General features: G+C 72.0%; 15 protein-coding genes. 7 read left to right on the top strand and 8 right to left on the bottom strand.

What is annotated here, in order from left to right:
* Window positions 1-8 precede the first annotated feature (8 nt).
* Window positions 9-1553 (top strand): hypothetical protein, encoded by a 1545-nt coding sequence (locus ABZV93_RS15095; RefSeq protein WP_354935394.1) that lies wholly within the window; start codon window positions 9-11, stop codon window positions 1551-1553.
* Window positions 1554-1604: 51 nt separating this feature from the next.
* The gene (locus tag ABZV93_RS15100; RefSeq protein WP_354935397.1) at window positions 1605-3230 is read left to right on the top strand and encodes a hypothetical protein; all 1626 of its coding nucleotides are present in this window, start codon (window positions 1605-1607) and stop codon (window positions 3228-3230) included.
* A gap of 318 nt (window positions 3231-3548) precedes the next feature.
* On the opposite strand, the gene ABZV93_RS15105 is transcribed toward ABZV93_RS15100, so the two are convergent.
* Together ABZV93_RS15105 and ABZV93_RS15110 are read right to left on the bottom strand one after the other, a co-directional pair.
* The gene (locus ABZV93_RS15105) at window positions 3549-4757 is read right to left on the bottom strand and encodes a DegT/DnrJ/EryC1/StrS family aminotransferase (protein WP_354935400.1); all 1209 of its coding nucleotides are present in this window, start codon (window positions 4755-4757) and stop codon (window positions 3549-3551) included.
* Window positions 4758-4854: 97 nt separating this feature from the next.
* Window positions 4855-8088, bottom strand: coding sequence for a heparinase II/III family protein (locus tag ABZV93_RS15110; RefSeq protein ID WP_354935403.1), 3234 nt, complete (start codon window positions 8086-8088; stop codon window positions 4855-4857).
* A 276-nt stretch (window positions 8089-8364) separates the two neighbouring features.
* Here ABZV93_RS15110 and ABZV93_RS15115 point away from each other — a divergent pair, with 276 nt between their 5' ends.
* Window positions 8365-9627: a DegT/DnrJ/EryC1/StrS family aminotransferase gene (locus tag ABZV93_RS15115; RefSeq protein ID WP_354935406.1), complete on the top strand. Its 1263-nt coding sequence runs from the start codon at window positions 8365-8367 to the stop codon at window positions 9625-9627.
* An 86-nt stretch (window positions 9628-9713) separates the two neighbouring features.
* Here ABZV93_RS15115 and ABZV93_RS15120 read toward each other — a convergent pair whose 3' ends face one another.
* The 3 genes from ABZV93_RS15120 to ABZV93_RS15130 are packed head-to-tail and all read right to left on the bottom strand — an operon-like array spanning window position 9714 to window position 12234.
* Window positions 9714-11324, bottom strand: coding sequence for a multicopper oxidase family protein (locus ABZV93_RS15120; RefSeq protein ID WP_354935409.1), 1611 nt, complete (start codon window positions 11322-11324; stop codon window positions 9714-9716).
* Window positions 11321-11761, bottom strand: a complete 441-nt coding sequence (locus ABZV93_RS15125; protein ID WP_354935412.1) for a hypothetical protein — start codon at window positions 11759-11761, stop codon at window positions 11321-11323. Before ABZV93_RS15125 ends, ABZV93_RS15120 begins: the two co-directional genes overlap by 4 nt.
* Complete coding sequence (locus ABZV93_RS15130) at window positions 11758-12234, bottom strand: hypothetical protein (protein WP_354935415.1); 477 nt, start codon at window positions 12232-12234, stop codon at window positions 11758-11760. The genes ABZV93_RS15125 and ABZV93_RS15130 overlap by 4 nt, the downstream gene beginning before the upstream one ends.
* Before the next feature lie 192 nt (window positions 12235-12426).
* Between ABZV93_RS15130 and ABZV93_RS15135 the strand changes: the two genes are divergently transcribed.
* The 3 genes from ABZV93_RS15135 to ABZV93_RS15145 are packed head-to-tail and all read left to right on the top strand — an operon-like array spanning window position 12427 to window position 14242.
* Complete coding sequence (locus tag ABZV93_RS15135; protein ID WP_354935418.1) at window positions 12427-12750, top strand: helix-turn-helix transcriptional regulator; 324 nt, start codon at window positions 12427-12429, stop codon at window positions 12748-12750.
* Window positions 12747-13484, top strand: coding sequence for a hypothetical protein (locus ABZV93_RS15140; protein ID WP_354935421.1), 738 nt, complete (start codon window positions 12747-12749; stop codon window positions 13482-13484). Before ABZV93_RS15135 ends, ABZV93_RS15140 begins: the two co-directional genes overlap by 4 nt.
* Window positions 13485-13489: 5 nt before the next feature.
* Window positions 13490-14242 carry a permease prefix domain 1-containing protein gene (locus tag ABZV93_RS15145; RefSeq protein WP_354935424.1) on the top strand — a complete coding sequence of 251 codons (753 nt, stop codon included), beginning with the start codon at window positions 13490-13492 and terminating at the stop codon, window positions 14240-14242.
* A 12-nt stretch (window positions 14243-14254) separates the two neighbouring features.
* On the opposite strand, the gene ABZV93_RS15150 is transcribed toward ABZV93_RS15145, so the two are convergent.
* The 3 genes from ABZV93_RS15150 to ABZV93_RS15160 all read right to left on the bottom strand — a co-directional run bounded on the left by ABZV93_RS15150 (window position 14255) and on the right by ABZV93_RS15160 (window position 17929).
* A complete protein-coding gene (locus ABZV93_RS15150; RefSeq protein ID WP_354935427.1) occupies window positions 14255-15322 on the bottom strand; it encodes a serine hydrolase domain-containing protein in 1068 nt (355 codons plus the stop codon).
* Between the two features lie 76 nt (window positions 15323-15398).
* The gene (locus ABZV93_RS15155; RefSeq protein ID WP_354935430.1) at window positions 15399-16529 is read right to left on the bottom strand and encodes an enolase C-terminal domain-like protein; all 1131 of its coding nucleotides are present in this window, start codon (window positions 16527-16529) and stop codon (window positions 15399-15401) included.
* A 101-nt stretch (window positions 16530-16630) separates the two neighbouring features.
* Window positions 16631-17929: a cytochrome P450 gene (locus ABZV93_RS15160; RefSeq protein ID WP_354935433.1), complete on the bottom strand. Its 1299-nt coding sequence runs from the start codon at window positions 17927-17929 to the stop codon at window positions 16631-16633.
* 533 nt (window positions 17930-18462) lie between these two features.
* On the opposite strand from ABZV93_RS15160, the gene ABZV93_RS15165 reads away from it, so the two are divergent.
* Window positions 18463-19737: an MFS transporter gene (locus tag ABZV93_RS15165; RefSeq protein ID WP_354935436.1), complete on the top strand. Its 1275-nt coding sequence runs from the start codon at window positions 18463-18465 to the stop codon at window positions 19735-19737.
* Window positions 19738-19746: the final 9 nt, after the last annotated feature.

Raw genomic sequence — 19746 nt, forward strand, 5'->3', positions numbered from 1 at the left:
GAAGTCACGTGAGTGGCACCAGTCCCGTCGCGGTAGTGCTCGATCCGGACCTTCGAGCCGCCGCGCATGCCCGGAACGAGAACGCGTGGTGGCTTTACTCCACGGAGGTCCTCGACCACCTACGGGTGCCGTACGACGTCATCCGCCCGGACGAGGCGGCCGCCCGGCTGGCCGCGGGCGGCTCCGTGGTGGTGCACCCGGCGGAGGGCCGGATCGTGAGCCCGGCCGGTGAGACAGCGTTCCCGGCCGACCTGTGGGAGCGCATCGTCACCATCCAGCAGGGCACCCCGGTGCACGAGGACGGCCCGCCTGCACCGGACGGGTCGTGCCCGGTCGACGACGGCATCCTCAAGTGTGACGACGGGCTTGCGCTGTCGTACGAGGAGGACCGGATGGTGCCGCCCGGAGAGCCCGCGCTGGAGGGCGCGTTCTCCCACACCTACCCGCCGCCGGCCGCCGCGCCGATGTTCCACCGGGCGAAGGCCGACCGGCTCCGGCTGGACTTCCTCCACCTGCTGTTCGACGCGGCCGAGGCGGCCGGGATCGCCGTACCGTGGCTGTACTACTGGCCGGCCGGTGTCCCCGCCGTGGCACACATGTCCCACGACTCCGACGGCAACGACTCCGAGGCCGCGCTCAGCGCGCTCGACGTCTTCGACCAGGCCGGCGTCCACGTGACGTGGTGCCACTGCTTCCCCGGCGGCTACCGGCCGGAGGTGGTGGCCGAGATCGCCGCCCGCGGCCACGAACAGGCGCTGCACTACAACGCGATGGGCGACGCCGACATCGCCTCCTGGGGCTGGCCGCAGCTCCGCGCGCAGTACGCCTGGGCGCAGGCCTTGACCGGGCGCGAGGACATCGTTTCGAACAAGAACCACTACACCCGCTGGGAGGGCTGGGACGAGTTCTTCTTGTGGTGTGAGCGGATCGGCATCCGGATCGACGAGTCGCGCGGTCCGAGCAAGCAGGGCAACGTCGGGTTCCCGTTCGGGTCGTGCCACCTGAGCTTCCCGATCGCCGGCGTGGGCGAGCACAACCGCCGGATCGACGTCCTCGAGCTCCCGCTGCACACCCAGGACCTCGCCTGGGCCGGGCACACCGCCATCCGGGACGTCATCTTGTCGGAGGCGCTGGAGGTACACGGCGTCGCACACTTCCTGTTCCACGCCGCGCACCTGCACACCAAGCCCGACGTCGCGCAGGCCTGCCGGGAGGTGGCCGAGGAAGCCCGGCGGCTCGGCATGCAGTGGTGGACCGCCGAACAGCTCAACGACTGGGAGCGTGCCCGGCGCGGCGTCCGCGTCGCCGTGGAGCCCGGTGCCGGCAGCGGTGAACTGCGGGTCGAGGTGACCGCGACCACCGCAGTGAAGGGTGCGGGTGTGCTGGTTGCCGTGCCAGGACGGGCCGGCCCCGGGACCGCTCCGCGGGTGCTGACCGGTGACGCGACCTGTGCCGTGGTGACCCGCCACGGGCGCCGCCTGCTCGAGCTCGCCGCCGACCTGCCGGCCGGTACGTCGGTGTTCACCGTCACCACCGCGGGACAGCCCGGCTGACGCGGCGGGCCGCGCGGCCGGTTCGACTCAGCCTCGAACGAGGGAGGATCCATGAGCAGTGGGCAACTCGGCCGCCGGGCGTTCCTGCGCCGGTGCGGCTCCTCGGCGATCGTGCTCGGCGCGGCCGGGGCCGGTGTGACGGGCGGGGGCCTGCCCGTTCTCGCACCGACCCGCCACGCGCTGGCCGCGGCGTCATCGGCGTCATCGGCGTACGACTACACCGCGCGGGAGACGTACGACGTCTTCGACCGCACCTTCCACGAGAGCGGGAGTTCCGGGCAGCCGGACGAGCCGAACGAGGCCGGCGGCCTGGCCTGGGGTCAGTCGTACGTGCTGGCGAGCTTCCTGCGTATGTACGACGCCTACCGCGACAGCTACTACCTCGACAGGTTCGTCCACAACGCCGACCTGGTACTCGCCAACCGGGACAGCGAGCGCGGCGTCACCGACTACGCCGGGCGCTCCCGGCCGGCGTGGCGGGCGATGAACCCCTACACCGTGGGGATCGCGCGGCTGGCCGACTCGGCCGGCACACCAGTGCTGGAGGTGCGGAGCGCACTCGCCTACGCCGACCGGGCGACCGCGACTGTGCAGGCGGAAGGGGGCGGGCGGTTCACCCTCGCGGTGACCAACGCGCAGTACGCCCGGACCGACACCTTCGCCGACGTGACCATGGACCCGGGCAGTCCCGACTACGTGGTCACCCGGGTGTACGACGCGTACCCCACCGGCACGATGGTGACCGTGCGCGACCTGCGTCCTTCACCCACGGCGGGTGATCCCCCGGCGCCGGGTGACACCGCCCTCGTGTCCGCGCCGGTCGTGTTCGCCGTGCACACGGGGATGATCAGCTACCCGCTCGCCTGGTTCGCCGCCACGGTGCTCACCGACGCGCGGCTGCGCCGCGACCCGCGCTATTGCCGCAAGGCCGAGGAGTACGCCGCGGCCGCACGGGACGCGGCCGCCGTGCACGACGAGGAGTGGCGGGACGGATCCGACGGCACCGGATGGTTCCAGTGGCCCAGGGGCATGCCGCTCCCGTACGACGGTAACGTCCAGCCCATCAACCAGAGTGTCGCTCTCGGCCGCACCTATCTCGCGCTCGCGGAGATCGGCCGGGACCGCACCTACCGCGACCGGGCGAGCCGGCTGGCCCGGATGTTCGCCACGCAACTCGAGGTTGACAGCGGCGGTGCGGCCACCTGGCACTACTGGCCCACCACCAGCCGGATGTACGACGGCTACGCCAAGACCGGCGACCCGGCCACGGACGTGTCGATCTACACCCCGGCGTACGGGTCGGGCGGGCGCGGCGCCCAGCAGTACGAGGACGTGAGCCACGGCGCGATCGAGGTGGACTTCGCGGTCCGGGCGTTCCGGTCCGGAGTGGTCTTCCGCGGTGCGGACATGGCGGCGCTGGCCGCGACGTACACCCGCAACCTCGCCACCACCACACCCGAGGGCATCGCCACCACCAACACCCGCGTCGACGGTGGCGGTGGGTTGGCGGCATCCGGGCAGTACCTCCAGGCGCCCCGGTGGATGGCGGTCGCGTGGTGGGACGAGCGGGTGTTCACCCACGCTCGGGCGATCTACGACGACCACCAGGTCCAGCCGGGCTTCGGCTCGAGCCTGCTGAACGTCGCCAACCTCAACTGGTACGCCCGCCGCGGTTGAATGGCAGCGAGGACCGCCGACCGCAGTCGGCTCTTGAACGGTTGAAGACAGTAGGACCGCCGACCGCAGTTGGACTGCGACGCTGCAGAAGACAGTAGGACCGCCGACCGCAGTTGACTTACGGGGCCGCAGAAGACAGTAGGACCGCCGACCCACCCCGCGGAGGTCGGCGGCCCTGCTGCGTCCCCGAGCCTAGACGCTGTCCCTGGGGAGCTGTGGAGACTTACGGGGCCTACAGCACCCGTAAGTCTCCACGTCCCCACGTGTCCGAGGGGTGGACGGCACTCCCGCCACCGGCGCGGGACACCCTTCGAGCAGTCAGAGCGTGTGCGCCTGGCTCAGCACCTTGCGAACCGCCGCGGCGATGTCGAGTACGTCGCCCTCGGTTCCGAGCAGTGCGTGCTGCGGCAGCCACACGGTGTCGGCGGCGACCTGATCGGCGCCCGGGACCCGCGGCTCGGCGTACGGCTGGTCCAGTCGCTTGGTGAGCGCCGCGATCTCCTCCCGCAGGGCGTTGTTGCGGTGCAGTCCGACGTAACCGCCGGAGCAGGGGATGCCCTCGGCGGCCAGCGCCTGCACGAACGCGTCCCGCCTCCCGGCCGCACCCAGCTCGGGCAGGCGCATCAGGAACAGATGCCGGCCGTGGGCGGTGACGTTCGGGTCGTCGGCCGGCACCCACACGCCCTCCACCTCGCCCAGCAACGACCCGAGCAACCGGGAGTTGACGTCCCGGGTCGCCTGGGTCGCCGGGTGGTCGCGCAGCTGTCCTGCAAGGATCGCCGCCTGGAACTCCGTCAGCCGCAGGTTGTAGCCCAGGTGCTCGTGCTGGTACCACCCGCCGCCGCGTACCCGGCCGACGTTGGCGAGCGCGTACAGGTGCTCGGCCAGCCGGTCGTCGTTGGTGACCACCGCGCCACCCTCGCCGGCGCTGATGTTCTTCGACGTCTGGAAGCTGAACGTCCCGAGGTCCCCGAGCGCGCCGACGCGACGGCCCCGCCACTCCGCGCCGTGGGCCTGGGCGGCGTCCTCGACGATCGCCACCCCGTGCTCGCGCCCGAGTGCCGCGAACGCGTCCAGGTCACACGGCCGGCCGGCGATGTGCACCGGCATCACCGCCCGGGTGCGCGGGGTGATCGCGGCCGCCGCCGCTGCCGGGTCGAGCAGGTGGGTGGCCGGGTCGACGTCGGCGAACACCGGAACCGCACCGACGAGGACCACCGCCGCCGCGCTGGCGATGAAGGTGTACGGCGGAACGACCACTTCGTCGCCGATCCCCACCCCGGCCGCACGCAGCGCGGCGACCAGGGCGAGGGTTCCGTTGCTCACGCAGACGCAGTGCGCCGCCTGCTGGTACGCCGCGAAGTCGCGTTCGAACGCGGCCACCCGGTCGCCGTGCGTGCTGCCCCACCTGCCCGAGTCCAGGACGTCGAGCAGTTCGGCGCCCACCTGCCGGTCGGCTCGCGGCCAGGCGGGGAAGGGCTGGGTGCGGACGGGAGTGCCGCCCCGGAGGGCGAGCGTGCTGGCCATGAGTGCGGTCACCTCGTGTGGTTCGTCGGGTCGTACGGCTGGTGGTCGTGAGGCTGGGACGGATGTGGCTCGGCGGGTGGTACGCCGCGGCGGAAGGTCATGCCGTCCACTCCCGGGTGAGCGGGATGCGGGCGGCCGCGCCCTCGGCCACGTCGTAGACGTACCCCTTGTCGAAGTCCTCCGGGTCGGCGTACCCACGGATCGTGGTGACGTCACCGATGTCCAGGACGAGGGTGCGGGTGTCCGGGCGGGTGGCGCCCAGGATCCGGTAGACCGCGTTGCGTACGCCGTCGTTGTCGACGTACACGTAGCTGCCCGCGACCGACTCCGGTGCGGGGGCGGCGCCGGCGAGCCGGAGGGTGAGGGAGTTGACGGTGCTGAGGTCGCGGGTGAACCCGGTGACCGTGCCGGTGAGCGCGGCCGGTCCGCGCACCTGGTTGACCGCGGCCACCATCGAGGCGTCGTGGCCGAACGCGTACATCGGGCGTCCGCCCGACAGCGAGTAGACCCCGAACGAGCCGCGGAAGACGAAGCGCCCGTCCACCCGGAGCACCACGTCGGTGCGCAAGGAGCTCACCACGTAGTCGATCCGGCCATTTGTCAAGGTCACCTTGACGGCGGTTGCCTCGTGCGGCGCGATGGTGCCGTCGGTGGCCTCCACGCGTACCGACTCCACCGACTTCACCAGGCGGTCGCCGACGTACGGCTCGACCACCGACACGAACTGGCTGGCGAGGTCGGTGCCGGTCCGCCTGGCGAGGAGGTAGCGCAGCTTCGCAGGGTTGCCGGGCTTGTTGCGCGGCGGGACGCCGTCGCACAGCGCCACCTCGTCGACGTCGCCCAGCATGGTGAGCCGCACGTGCAGGTCCGGGTCGGGATCCAGCACGTTCCAGGTGTCCTTCACCGCCCAGTCCACGCTGTACGCGGGATCGGGGTCGGCGTCGCGGGACACGTGGGACAGCCAGTCGAAACCGCTCGCGGTCGCGCGCGGCTTGGCGTTGTCGGCCGGCGGCTCGACGTTCGGACCGGCGTAGCTTCCGGTCGGCTGGTCGGTGAGTGTGAGACCGGTGGTGGTGACCGGGCCCTCGGCGGCGTGGAAGGAGAAGTGGTGCTGGCTGCCGCCCATCACCCGGAAGACGTCCACGGCGTAGGAGTTGTCGCCGTCGATGTCGACCAGCGCGGTCACCCGGCGGTAGAGGCTGGTCTTGGGGTAGGCCTTCGGTGCGGCGATGTCGAACACCCGCACCCGCTCGCCCGCGGCGAACCCGTACGGCAGGCCGACCCACTCCACCGCCTGCCGGGTCGCGTCGACCACCACGGTGTTGTGCGCGACCGTGTTGGACGTCCACTCCACCCGGCGGGCGTTGCTGTCGGCGAACTCCGGGTAGCCGAGGTCGGGCAGCAGGTCGACACCGAAGCCGAACAGCCCGAGGTTGAGCGCGTCGGCGTGCCCGTGCCCGGTGGTACGGCCGTACGACGTCCACAGCTCCCGGCGGGTGGCGCCCTGCCCGACCCGCAACGCCGCGAACCCGAAGCCGGTGTGGTTCTCCGAGCCGAGGTTCAGCGGGCCGTGCTCCTTGATCAGCGCGGCGACCCTGTCCCGGGTCCCCTCCACGTCGGCGGACCAGATGCTGCCGTACAGCCCGTCGACCTTGTTGCCGTTGAGGAGGTACGCCGACTGCGCGAGCTCCAGCCAGCCGGTCCGCTCGAACTGCCCGGTGTAGACCGTCGCGCTGCCGTACAGCTCCGGCCCGCCGGTCGTGCCGGTGTCACCGATGCTCGGCGTGTAGCGGTTGAGCATCGTCACCATCGGCGCGGCCCTGACCATGCGGAGGTACTTCGGGTGCTTCCACAGGTCGGCAGCGGCGTACTTCGGGTAGCCCTCGAGCGCGTCCACCACACCGGCGATCGCCACCGGCCAGATGAAGTCGTAGTGCGGCGCGCCCTCGTCACCCATGCCGTCGCGGTCCACGTCGTCGACGAGCGTGGCGCTCAGGTTTCCACCGGTGATGTGCAGCTTGGGGTCGCTGACCCGGCCGCCGGTCTTGAAGACGAAGTCGATCTGCTCCTTGGTCTCGGTGTCGGAGTCGAGGATCACCGCCGCGGTGGCCAGGGTGGCCTGGTGGGTGCCGAAGTTGCCGGCGATCTGGCTGGCCTTCACCGCCGGGTAGACCTGGCGGACGAGGCCGTCCTCGAGGTTCTGCTTGACCGCGGCCACGGAGTCCTTTGCCGGAAGGGAGTACTTCTGCGCCTTGGCGGACAGGAACCCCAGCACGTCGGCGTCGTCGGCGGTCGCGATCGCCGGGAAGAACGCGTCGTAGGCGGTCACGAAGTCCTTGGCGAGGGGCACCTCCCAGATGCAGCCGAGGATCTTTCCCTGCCCGGACAGGCCGTCGGACTGCAGGTAGCCGTCCGCGCGCTTGTAGGCCGCCGCGTCCATCGCGGGATAGACGTCGGCGATCCGGTCCAGCAGGATCAGGCCGGCGTGGGCGTACCTCGTCTCACCGGTGTAGATGTAGGCGTCCCGCAGGGTCCGTAGCGCGTTCTGGATGACACCTCTGGCGGTCTCCACCGCGGCGTACCACAGGTGCCAGTGGTGGTAGTAGGCGACGAACGTCCACTTGTCGCCGTTGCCGTCGACCCAGCCGAACCCGTCGTCGACACCCCACGTCGGGCCCTTCTCGGGGTAGAGCTCGTTGACCAGCAGGGAGCGGTCCGCGCGGGCGGGATCGAACTCGCCGTGCTCGTCCAGGCCGCTGGCGTAGTAGGCGCCGAAGTCGTTGGTGGGAAAGACGTAGTCGCAGGAGGGGTCCACGATCTTCCACGGGCGGTTCATCGGGTCGGCGGTGAAGGGGTAGTTGCCGAACCGGAAGATGTCCTTGCCGGTGACGGGGGAGCCGAGCGCCTGGTTGACGGCGTAGCTGCGGGGAAGCCGCTGGGTGGTGACCAGGCTCCACAGCCACTCGTCACCCTTGTCGAGGTATGGCTTCGCGGCCGCCACGGTGCTGTCGCGCAGCCGCGCGCCCCAGTCGTAGGCGGCGATGTTGCGCCGGACCGCGGCCACCTTCTCCGGGGTGTAGTACGTCGAGCCGGACTTCGTCGAGGGCGTCAGCGTGGAAGCGGTCAGGACCGAGGAGGCCGTCGCCTGGGTGCGCGCTGCCGCGGAGGTGGCGGCGTCGGCGCGGGCCGGCCTGGCGAGAGGTGAGAGTACGCCTGCGGCACCGACCGCCCCGAAGGCGGCGAGGCGAAGGACGTCCCGCCGGCGTGGGCCGCGAGCAGGGCCGGTGGCGGTGCCGTACGCGGTGCTGTCGGCGGGGCCGGAACTGGTCATTGCTGTCTCCTCCGGGCGGGGGACATGCGGGAACGTGCTTCGGACGTGCTTCGGACGTGCTTCGGACGTGCGGTGACATGCGGGGAAGCGCGGACCCGGCCCGCGGTGGGCGTACGGGTGAGTGGCTCCGGCCGGTGCCGAGGCGTTCCAAGGAGCTTGCCGCGTACTGGACTTTAGGTCAAGACCGTATAGATTGTGGTTCGGCCACTGCAGTACGCACGCGGGACGGATCCCCTTCTCCGACACGCATGGTGAGGTAGGCATGGTGAGGTACGCATGAGCCGGCCGGGCGAGGAGCCCCTCGCGATCGACGGCGGCACCCCGGTACGCACGGCTGCGTTCCCGAGCGTCGGCAACGCGGCCGGCCGCACCCTCGGCGCGGAGGAGATCGAGGCGGTCACCCGCGTGGTCGCCTCCGGCCGGCTGAACAGCACGGTCGGCGACGAGACCCGGCAGCTGGAACGCGAGTTCGCCGACTACTACGGGCTCCCGCACGCGGTCGCGTCGAGTTCGGGCACCGCCGCCCTTCACCTCGCGGTGGCCGCGGTCGACCCCGAGCCCGGCGACGAGGTCATCACCACGTCGATCACCGACGCGGGCACCGTGCTGCCGATCCTGATGCAGAACGCCGTTCCGGTCTTCGCCGACGTGGATCCGCGCACCGGCAACCTGGACGTGGAGTCGGTGCGTTCGCGGATCACCTCCTGCACCCGGGCGATCATCGCGGTGCACCTGTTCGGCGCGCCGGCCCCGGTGGTGGAGCTACGGGCGCTGGCCGACGAGCACGGCCTGATCCTGGTCGAGGACTGCGCCCAGGCGTACCTCACCCGCTGCTCCGACGGGCGGCTGGCCGGCACCGTCGGCCAGATCGGCTGCTTCAGCCTGCAGCAGTCCAAGCACATCACCGCGGGCGACGGCGGTCTGTGCATCTCCGGCGACGACGACCTGGCCCGGCGGATGCGGTTGTTCGCCGACAAGGGCTGGCCGCGCGACACCGACGAGCGCACGCACCTGTTCCTGTCCACGAACTACCGCATGACGGAGCTGCAGGCGGCGGTTGCCCGCGCCCAGTTGCCCAAGCTGGCCGGCGTGGTGGCCGACCGGAGGGCCGGTGCGCAACGGCTGAGCACCGCGCTGTCCGGCCTGGCCGGGCTGGCAACTCCGCCGGACGAGGGCGGCGTGAGCTACTGGCAGTACCCCCTCGTCGTCGACCCCGGCCAGGCCGGCGGCACCTGCCACGACTACGGCAAGGCGCTGGCCGCCGAGGGCATCCCCGCCAACGGCGGCTACCTGACCCGGCCGGTCTACCGCACGCCGGTGCTCACCGAACGCCGCACCTACGGCCGGTCCGGCTTTCCGCTGCACTCTCCGCCTGCGCGGGTGGAGCCGACGTACGACGTCGGGTTGTGCCCGCAGGCCGAACTCCTGATCGGCGAGCGGCTGCTGGTGGTGTCCTGGAACGAGCGCTACACCGACGCCGACGTGGACGACATCGCCCGCGCGGTCCGCAAGGTGCACCGCGCGTTCACGGCCGGGTAGCGCCGGCGCGCGATGCCTGACCGACCGGGCCTGACCGCCCGGGCCTGACCGCCCGGGCCTGACCGCCCGGGCCTGAGTGCCCGGGGTCAGGTGGTGGCGAACGCGGCCATCATCGCCATGTCCTCGTGCTCGAGGTTGTGGCAGTGCAGGAGGTACGGGCCGCGGTAGTCGGTGAAGCGCACCGCGACGTCGACGTACTCCGTGGGCCGCAGGTCGACGGTGTCCTTCCAGCCTCCGTCGAAGCGCCCGGGACCGCGGTTGCCCCGGCGGACCACCTGGAACGGGTCGAGGTGGATGTGCACCGGATGGTGCAGGTCGGCCTGGAACCGCCAGATCTCGATGTCGCCGAGCCGGGGCCGGGCGTCCATCCGGCGGGGGTCGAACGGCCGGCCGTTGATGGTCCAGCCCCTCTCGCCGTGCACGTCTCCCTTCGCGAACCGCCACACCCGGGTGCGCACCGCCTTGGCGGGGTCGAGCCTGTCGATCCGGGTGAGCCTGGCCGGGATCGCACTGTCGTCCTTCACCTGGTGGGTCACCTGGAAGCGCATCACCCGCGCGGTCGGTCCGCTGCCCAGCTGGTTGAGCATCGTCACCACCGTTCCGGGCTTGTACGCCGAGAAGTCCACCACCACGTCGAAGCGTTCGGCCGGCGCGGCGAGGATGGTGTCCTGGTCCACCGGGCGTTCCAGCAGGCCGCCGTCCCCGCCGATCTGGACGAACGGCGCGCCCTCACCGGGCACCGGGTCGAGCGCGAGCCGGTAGCGGCGGGCGTTGGAGGCGTTCAGGATCCGGAAGCGGTAGCGCGCGGCGGCCACCTCCATCACCGGCCACGCCGCGCCGTTGACCAGGATGACGTCGCCCAGAACACCCTCCATGTAGGCGGAGGTGACACCGGGCGTGGACCGCAGCTCGCGGTCCAGCGCGGGATAGCGGAACGCGCCGCTCTCCTCGAACGCCCGGTCGCAGATCATCAGCGGCACGTCCCGCTCACCCCTCGGCAGCGGGAGGGCCTGCTCCTCGTCGTCGTGCACCAGGTGGAAGCCGGCCAGGCCGCGGTAGACCTGCGCGCCGGTGAAGTCCATCCGGTGGTCGTGGTACCACAACGTCGCCGCGCGCTGGTGGAACGGATACGCGTAGTCGCGCTCGCCTCTGCGGACGTCGCCGGCCATGGAGCTCGCCGTCGAGCCGGCCATCGAGCCGGTCCGGTGGCCACCGGAGCCGTGCCCGGCGCCCGGGTTCCAGCCGCCGACCGGCAGCAGCAGGTCGACGGGATAGCCGTCGTGGTCGGGCGGTGTGTGCCCGCCGTGCAGGTGCACCACGGTCGGCACGGGGAGGGTGTTGCGGTGACGTACGACGGTCCGCCGGCCGCTGCGGCTCACCAGCGTCGGCCCGGGGAACGTGCCGTCGTACCCGAGGATCGGTGTGCGCAGACCGGGCAGGATCTCCGCGTCGGCGACCCGCTGGACGATCTCGTAGTAGTCGGTGGTCGCGTCGCTGCGCAAGGGCTTCTTGACAGTGGGCACCGGCAACGGTACGGCGTAGGGCCGTGGTCTCGGAGCGAGGGTGGTGAGCAGCTGGGCCGTCTGCCCGGTGGTGTCCCGGCCACAGCCGGCCAGGCCGAACGGCCCGGCGACCCCGGCGGCTCCGGCCGCGCCGACCAGTCCGAGGAAACCTCGCCTTGACAGCGGCGTACTCATCGGTGGTTCTCCCTACGCAGTCGGGCCCGGCGTGCGTGCGAACCCAGCAGCCACCAGGTGAAGAGAATCTGGGTGAGGACGAGGCCCACTCCGAGGGGGACGTGCACGAGGAGGGTCTGGGCGTAGCCGAGGAACACCTGCGTCTCCGCGGCCACCAGCAGCGCCGCTGACAGCGCCGCCGGCCACCAGCGCCCGCGGCCCCGCCACGCGTAGACCAGTGCGGCCACCAACTGCACGAACGTCGTCGAGGTGACCACGTGTGCGTTCGTCTCGTGCGTGCCCAGTGCGCCCACGTCCCCGGAGAGATAGCTTCCGGCCAGGACAGGCTGGAGAAAGAACACCGCGGCCGTGACCAGTGCGGTGATCCGCAGCACCAGCAGGGATCGGCGCGGCCGGGTGCCGGGTGGTGTCTGGAGAAGATCGGTCGTCGCGGTCATGCCTGCTCACCCGCCTTCGGCTGCCTCTGCAGGGTGCGCCGGGGGCGGCGGGCGCCCGGTCGGAACAGCCAGACCACGAACACCACCTGGGTGGTGACGACGGTGACGCCGAGGGGTACGTGCACGGCGAGCTTGCCGGCGTACCCCATGCCTGTCTGGATTCCCTCGGCGAAGAACAGCAGCGCGCTCACCAGGACGGGCCAGCCGCGTCCCCGGCCGGGCCAGACGTAGACGAGCGCGGCGCCGACCTGCCACAGGCAGGCGAGGATCACCAGGCCGGCGTTGAGGGAGTGGGTGGCGAGCGCGTCGAAGCGGCCGCTGAGGTAGATCCCGGCGAGCACGGGCTGGCCGACCACCAGACCGGCGTGGACGAGCGCGACGAGCCGCAGCAGCCACAGCGTGGCCCGGGGCCCGCCCGCGGGGACGCCCGGCGGACTGGGCCGGGGGCTGGCGGTGAGGACGGCGGACGGCAACGGACCTCCCGGGTTCGGATGTGGACGCGACCCAGGCTATGTGCTGGCAGCCTACATATGAATCGGGTTGTTCCCTGGTCTTCGCTGCCCGCGTCCACCCCGAAGTCCACTCAGGGGAATACCGGAGATCGTCCCTGAGGGCCGTGCCGCGGACCTGTCCGGCAGCCGGGAGGATGAGTAGGCTGCATACTTGTGAAGGCCGACATCGTACGCGGGCACCTGGACGCGCTGCTGCTCGCGACGCTCTCCGACGGACCCCTGCACGGCTACGCGATCATCGAGGCCCTGCAGGCCCGCAGCGGCGGCGTCCTCGATCTGCCCACCGGCAGCGTCTATCCGGCGCTGCGCCGCCTCGAGCGTGCGCGGTACATCTCCGGCCATTGGAGCGTCGTCGGCGGCCGCCGGCGACGCACCTACCAGCTCACCCGCGCCGGGCGGCAGGAGCTGGCCCGTGAGCGGGCCGACTGGAGCCGCTTCACCACGGCGATCGGTGGCATCCTGGGGGAGCCGGGATGAGCGGGCCGATCGACGGGTACGTCCGGCGGGTGCGTCAGCTGCTGCCCGGCCCCGCGTCGGCCCGGGCGGAGATGTTGTGCGAGCTGTCCGACGGTCTGTACGACGCCGCGCGGGCCCACGTCCGAGCCGGTCTGCCGGCGGGGGAGGCGCAGGTCCGGGCGGTCGCCGAGTGCGGGCCGGCCGAGGACACCGCGGCCGCGTACCGCCCCGAGCTCACCGCGGTCCAGGGCCGGCACACCGCGATGCTCGTCGCGGTGCTGATGCCCGGCCTCAACCTGCTGTGGGACGTGCCGTGGATGATCTCCGGCCCGTGGAACGCCCCGCCGAATCCCGTGGTGTCGGCGTTGTCCAGGGTCGTCACCGGTTCGGATCTGCTGGCCGGCGGATCCGCCGTGGCGCTGGTCCTGCTGATGGTGCTCGCGGCCCGGCGCGGCCGGCCGGCCGCCTCGCTGACGGGCGCCGTGGGAGTGGTCGGCGTCCTCGCGTTCACCGTCACGCTGAGCTGTTCGGTGGCGCTGATGGTCGTCAACGCCGACGGCCCGAGCCAGGCGTTCGCGAGTTCGTGGATCGGGCTGCTGGTGGGTTCGGTCACCATCGCCTGTGCGTGCCTGCTGGTCCGGTCACTGGCCCGGTCGCTGCGCGCGGCGTTCGCCTGTGCCCGTACGCCGTCGGGTCTCGTGCCGGCCAGTGCCGCCGCCCAGCCCCCGGGACGAGCCGACCGGGTGGGGCGGTGACGACCGTGACCACCCTGAACCCGAGGACGCCGAGGACGCCGAGGACGCCGAGGACGCCGAGGACGCCGGCACACGGAAGCCGCGGTGACGACGGACCCGTCACCGCGTACGTCACGGCGCTCGGCCGGGCGCTTCGTGGTCCGCGCGGCGCCCGGCGTGACATCGCCACCGAACTCGCCGACGGGCTGCGCGACGCCGCCGACGCCTACGTCGAGGCCGGGATGACAGCGCGGGAGGCACAGCTGCGGGCAGTCCGGGAGTGCGGGCCGGTCGAGGACGTCGCGGCGGCGTACGCCCCCGAACTCGCGGCGGTGCAGGGACGGCGGACGGCCGCGGTGTGCGCGGTGTCCATGCCGGCGACGGTGCTCGCCTGGGCACTCACGTGGAGTGCGGAGGTGCCGAGTGCGCCGGGGCCACACCACCAGTGGCGGCTGGGCGTTCTGTCCGACCTCACCGACTGGGCGGGCATCGCCGGCGGGATCGCCGGCTGCGTCCTCGCCGCGCTGTTGATGGTGTCGGCGCGCAGGACGGTGCCGGTCCGGCTCGTTCTCGCCCTGCTGGTCGTGCTGTGCGGCGGCGCGGTGCTGGTGTCCACCGTCTCCTCGGCGGTGATGAACGTCGCCAACGCCGAACAGATCGAGTGGATGCTGGCCGCCTCCACCCCGGCCGTCGCGCTCTCCCTGGCCACCGGCGTGGTCTCCGCCTGGCAGCTGGGGTCGTTGTTCCGTACCGCCAACCTCGCGTTTCGCCGCGGTTGATCCCGCTCGGCCTCACGCGCCGAGGACGGCCGTCACCGCGAGGTTGTGGAAGCGCGGCCGCAGCCGGGGCATCGTGCTGGGGTCACGCTCGGGGTGGACGCGGTTGGTGAGCAGTGTGACGTAGAGCCCGAGTTCGGGGTCGACCCACAGGCTGGTGCCGGTGAACCCCGCGTGCCCGTACGCCGATCCGCTCATCAGGTCGCCGGGCAGTGTCGACAGCAGCTCGTTTCCCTGCCAGGCAAGGGATCTGCGGAGGTTCAGGTGGTCGGTGGCCGGCCTGGTCATCACCGCGAGCGTACGAGGCGCCAGCAGCCGGCCGTGCTCGCCGCGGCCGCCGCGGACGAGCGCCAGCGCGAGGCGTTCGACGTCTGCGAGGGTGGCGAACAGCCCCGCATGTGCGGACACCCCGCCGAGCACCTCGGCGTTCTCGTCGTGCACCGTGCCCTGGATCAGCCGGCCGCGCCAGGCGCACTCCTCGGTGGCGGCGGTACGGCTCCAGCGTTCCCGCGGCGGGTTGAAGGTGAGGTCGGTGGCGCCGAGCGGCTCCGCGACGTACTCGCGTACCAGCGTGTCCAGCGGTCGTCCCGCGGCCGCCTCGGCGACCAGGCCGAGCACGATGAAGCCCTGGGAGCTGTACTCCACCCGGGTGCCCGGCCGGCCGTCGCGCAGCGGAAGGTCGCGGACGGCGGCCAGCAGGCCGTCCCGGTCGGGGTGGTCGCGGTAGAGACGCTGCCCGCCCGGGATGCCGGAGGTGTGCGTCAGCAGATGCCAGACGGTGAGGTCGGCCTTGTCCGTTCCGGCGTACTCGGGCAGGTGCATGGCCACCGGGTCGGTGAGCCCGAGCAGGCCGCGTTCGACCAGCGCCATCACCACCAGTCCGACTACGGGTTTGGTGAGCGAGGCGAGGTCCCAGCCGGTGTCGTCGGTGACCGGATCGCCGCCCCAGGCGAGTGTGCCGAGCCGCCCGCGTCGGACGGGGCCCTCGGCGGTGCCGGCCGACCACGCCGCCCCGGAGAACACCCGGTCGGTGCGGGCCTGTTCCAGCAGAGCGGTCAGCGGGTCGGTCGGCGGCGGGGTCACGGCGTCGGCTCCGGATCGTGGGCGAGGTGCGGATCGTGGGGGAGGTACGGATGGAGGGACGGCGAAGTGTGCGACCTCACGGCGTGTGGTCGCCCTCCTTCTCGTTGCGGCGGGCGTAGTGGAGGAGCCGGTCGAGGTCGACGTCGACGCCGAGGCCGGCACCCTGGGGTACCGGCAGGCTTCCGTCGGACAGTTCGATGCGCTCGGTCAGCACGTCGCCGTCGGCGAGGTAGTACATCGCGTCCACGGCATGGTCCAGCCGGTCGAGTGCCGCGGCGACCTGGAGATGGCATGCGGTGGAGATACCCAGTTCGCCGCCGCTGTGGAAGTTCAGGCCGAGGCCGAACGCCCGGCAGGTGGCGGCGAGGTTCATCGTCGGGCCCACGCCGCCCCATTTGTGCACGTCGGCGTGGATGATGTCGACCGCACCCATCCGCACCGCGGGGGCGAGGTCCTCCTCGCGTACGACACACATGTTGGTGCAGAGGGGAGTGGCGATCTGCGCGCGGACCTGCGCCATCCCCTCCAGGCCCGCGCACGGGTCCTCGAGGTACTCAAGGTCGAGGGCGTCGAGGCGCCGGCCCGCCCACACCGACTCCGGAACCGACCACACGGCGTTGGGGTCCACCCGCAGCGCGGTGCCGGGCAGTTTCGCTCGCAGCGCCTCCATCACCGACACGTCGAACCGCGCGTCGGTGGATCCCTTGAACTTCAGCGCGGTGAACCCGTGCGCCGCCACGATCTCGGCCGCCTTGTCGGCGAGCACCGCGGGCTGGTCGGCGCGGGCCACGTCACCGGCGGCGCCGCGGGTGAGCAGCCCGGTGAGGGGTACGACGTCGCGGACCGCGCCGCCGAGGTGCAGGTGCAGTGGCACCCCGGCGGCCTTGCCGGCGAGATCGAGGAACGCCATCTCCAGCCCGGCCAGCGCGCAGTAACCGATGTAGCCGTAGAAGAACGGCACCATCGCGCACGTACGCCGGATGGTCGCGCTCGCCCGCGGGTCGGCACCCACGAACTGGTCCTTGATCCGGTCGACCAGCGCCGCCGTCGGCCGGCCGTGCATGGTCTCGCCCCAGCCCTCCAGCCCGTCGTCGTCGCGGACGCGGACCACCGTGCGGGTGGTGCCGGCCTTCGACTCGAAGCTGCTGGCGAACGTGGTTGTCAAGGGGACGTTGACAACCCAGACGTCGATGCCGGCGACGCGCATGGATCTCCGTTCCGTAGCTACCAGGGCGCGCGCCGACCCTACCCAAGATCACCGACAACCAGCGCGGTCGTGCGGAAACCGGCCATGCCCGGCCGCCGCGGTCAGGACAGGCGTACGGGAAGGCTTTCCACGCCATGGATGAGGCTGCTATGCCGCCACCGCACCTCGTCGGAATCGATTCCGAGCGACAGGTCGGGGAAGCGGTCGAGCATCCGGCGGAACGCCACCTCCGCCTCCAGCCGGGCCAGCGGCGCGCCCACGCAGTAGTGGATCCCGTGGCCGAACGCCAGGTGCCCGCCGCCCCGTCGGGTGACGTCGAGCTGCCCGCCCCCGGGGAACCTGCTCTCGTCGTGGTTGGCCGAGGCCAGTGACACCAGCACGAACTGTCCGCGCGGGATCTCCACGTCACCCAGCTGCACCGGTTCGGAGGTGAACCGCATGGTGGCGAGGTTGATCGGCCCGTCGTAGCGCAGGAACTCCTCGACCGCCCCGCCCACCAGGGACGGGTCTGCACGCAGCCGGTCGAGCTGGTCGGGGTTGCGCAGCAGGGCGAGGACGCCGTTGCCGATCAGGTTGACGGTCGTCTCGTGCCCGGCGACGAGGAGCAGGAACGCCATCGCGATCAGCTCGTACTCGTCCAGCCGGTCGTTGTCGTCGCGGGCCTGCACCAGGCCGGTGAGCAGGTCCTCCCCGGGGTTGGCGCGCTTGGCCGCGATCAGCTGGCTGAGGTAGGCGGCCATGGCGTGGGACGCGGTGCGCACCTCGTCGTCGGTCGGGTCGTCGGCGAGCACGACCGCCGACCAGGTACGGAAGTCCTCGCGGTCCTCGAAGGGAACGCCGAGCAGCTCGCAGATCACCGTCATCGGCAGCGGGAACGCGAACGCGTCGATCAGGTCCACCGGCTCGCCGTCCGCTCCGCGCGCGGCCATGGCGTCCAGGAGCTCCTCGGTGATCGCCTCGATCCGGGGGCGGAGTGCCTCGACCCGGCGGGAGGTGAACGCCTTGTTGACGAGCTTGCGAAGCCGGGTGTGGTCGGGCGGGTCCGAGCTCAGCATGTGCGCCCGCAGCGCCTCGGCGAAGACCATCTCGTCACCGAGCTGCTCGGGGTCCATGTACTGGTCCAGCACCCGGCCGTTCTTCAGCAGCCGGGGGTCGGCGAGCGCGGCCCGGGCCTCGTCGTACCTGGTCACGATCCAGGTCTCCCAGCCGTGGGGGAGTACGACCTTGCGGGCCGGGCCCTGTTCGCGCAGGGCCGCGTGCACCGCCTCCGGGTCCTGGAAGTACTCGGTGCCCAGAGCCGGCACCTCGCCGTCGGGGTCCGCCGTGGTGAGCCTGGTGAATCTGGTGGACTCCGTGGCGGGTGCGGCCTGCGTCGAACCGACCACTCCTGGCTTGGTCATCTGTCGTCCTCCCTCGTGTCCCCGGCCTCGTCTGGGCACCGGACCGACCGGTCCGGGCGGCTGCCGGGCCCCCGCACAGGATGAACGTCCGAGGGTCGGCCCGTGATCCTGCGTGAGGAGGAAATCTCGCTCCGCCCGGGCCGGCCCGCCGAGGGCGGCAGATCCGGATGCGACCGAGGGGTCGGAGCGCTATCCTCGCGCTGCCCGGGCGGTCCGGTTCCCAGCCGTCCCGCGACGTACCGCCGCTGCCCGCGGCGCCCGGCCGAGCGAGAGGACTCAGCGCATGCGAGCCAGCACCACGTCTCCGACCTCCGGTGCCGTGACGAAGGGTATGTCGGCGACCCCTCGCTGACCTGCCGGCTCCGTCCTGACCGGCGGCGAGATCTCTCGCCCGCCGGTGCCCGACCGCGTTCTCACGTTCGGCGTCCGCACGCTGGTTCGCCGGCTGCGTTCGCCCGCGCCCGCGCCATGTCGACTCACTCGACGCCGGAGGGCTGTTCGCCCGTCCCTTCCTCGCGTCCGGAGTTCCACGTATGCGCGCGTACGCCGTCTACCTCCTGATCCGCGGGCTCGGTTCCTTCGCCGGTGCCTGCGCGTTCACCCTCAACCTCGTCTACCAGATCCAGACCGTCGGCCTCGGTCCCCTCGAGCTCGTCCTCGTGGGCACCGTCCTGGAGGTCACCTGCTTCCTCGCGCAGGTGCCCACCGGGGTGATCGCCGACCTGTACAGCCGCCGGCTCTCGGTGATCGTCGGCTACCTGCTCATCGGGACCGGCACCCTCCTCGAGGGGATCGTCCCCGCCTTTCTCGCCATCGTGATCGGCAACGTCGTGTGGGGCATCGGCTCCACCTGTGTCGACGGCGCCGAGGAGGCCTGGGTGAGCGGTGAGCTCGGCGAGGACCGGGCGCCGGGGGTGTTCACCCGGGGTGCCCAGGTCGGCCAGGTGGCCACCGTCGCGGGCATCGGTGCCGGCGTCCTGCTCGCCGGGGTCGGCCTGAACGTCCCGATCGTCGCCGGCGCCGCGGTGTGGCTGCTGCTGGGCGTCACGCTGGTATTCGTGATGCCGGAGCGTTCCTTCGAGCCGGCCGCACCCGCCGAGCGGGGGTCGTTCGTCGCGATGCGCGGGCAGTTCGTCGCCGGTGCGCGGGTGGTGCGCGGCCGGCCGGTCCTGGTGTGCCTGCTCGCCGCCGGGCTGTTCCTCGGCCTCGGCGGGGAGGGCTGGGACCGGTTGCAGCAGGCGCACTTCCTGGAGAACCTGCGGTTCCCGTCGCTGTTCACGCCGGTGGTGTGGTTCGGCGTGTTCAGCGTCGTCGGCCTGCTCGGCTCGGTCGCGGTCACCGAGGTCGTTCGGCGCCGGCTCGACCCGTCGCGTCCCAGGCGGCTCGGCACGATGCTGGTGGTCGCTCAGCTCGGCGTGGTCGCGGGGGTGCTGGTGTTCGCGGCGGCCGGTGAGTTCTGGCTCGCCGCGACGGCGAGCGTCCTGGTGGGCCTGCTGCGGTCGGTGTGCCACCCGCTGGTGGCGAGCTGGCTGGTGGCGAACACCGAGCAGCGCACCCGGGCGACGGTGTTCTCGATGTCGGGCCAGGTCGACGCGGCCGGTCAGATCCTCGGCGGCCCGCCGGTCGGGCTGGTCGGCGAGCGGGTCGGCATCCGTGCCGCGCTGGCGGTGACCGGTCTGCTCGTACTCCCGGCGGTCGGCCTGTACGCCCGAGCGGTCGCGATCGGCCGGTCGCGGAGCGGGCCGGAGGGCGGTTCGGAGGGCCGCTCGCGGCGTGTGAGGCGTGAGGGAGCCGACGTGATCCCGTAGTCTCGTTGA

Origin of the sequence: Actinopolymorpha sp. NPDC004070, from assembly GCF_040610475.1 — a bacterium.
In the GTDB taxonomy this organism is placed as follows: Bacteria; Actinomycetota; Actinomycetes; order Propionibacteriales; family Actinopolymorphaceae; genus Actinopolymorpha.